Origin of the sequence: Saccharothrix sp. ST-888, assembly GCF_000955975.1 — a bacterium.
Taxonomy (GTDB): domain Bacteria; phylum Actinomycetota; class Actinomycetes; order Streptomycetales; family Streptomycetaceae; genus Kitasatospora.
Map to the genome: position 1 here is coordinate 1 of NZ_JYJF01000871.1, position 315 is coordinate 315.

Annotated in this window: 1 protein-coding gene; it reads right to left on the bottom strand. The window is 72.1% G+C overall.

Annotated elements, in window-relative coordinates; translation table 11 throughout:
• Positions 1 to 315: amino acid--tRNA ligase-related protein (locus UK12_RS34870; protein ID WP_045307237.1), on the bottom strand; the 315-nt coding region annotated here is incomplete at both ends.

Here is a 315-nt window from a genome sequence, read left to right on the forward strand (position 1 = left end):
CGTTGGCGCTCATCGCCGCGGCTCCCACCGGGTGGGGCTTGACGAGCGCCGACAGGGAGGTCGCGCGGATGGTGTTGACGGTGAGCGTCACGGTCAGGCTGTGCAGGCCCCGACCCAGGCCAACGGGGTGGAGCATGGCGTACGCGAGGGGGCGGAGGAAGTCCTCGGCCACGTTCATCGCCTCGGCGTCGCCGCCGGCAGCCAGCCGCGCCTGGTCGGTCAGCCGGGCCCGCTGCTCGACCGGGTCGACCAGCTCGGAGTAGGCGGTACCGATCTCGGTGCCGAAGATGACGAGGTCCCACTTCTCCGCGACGC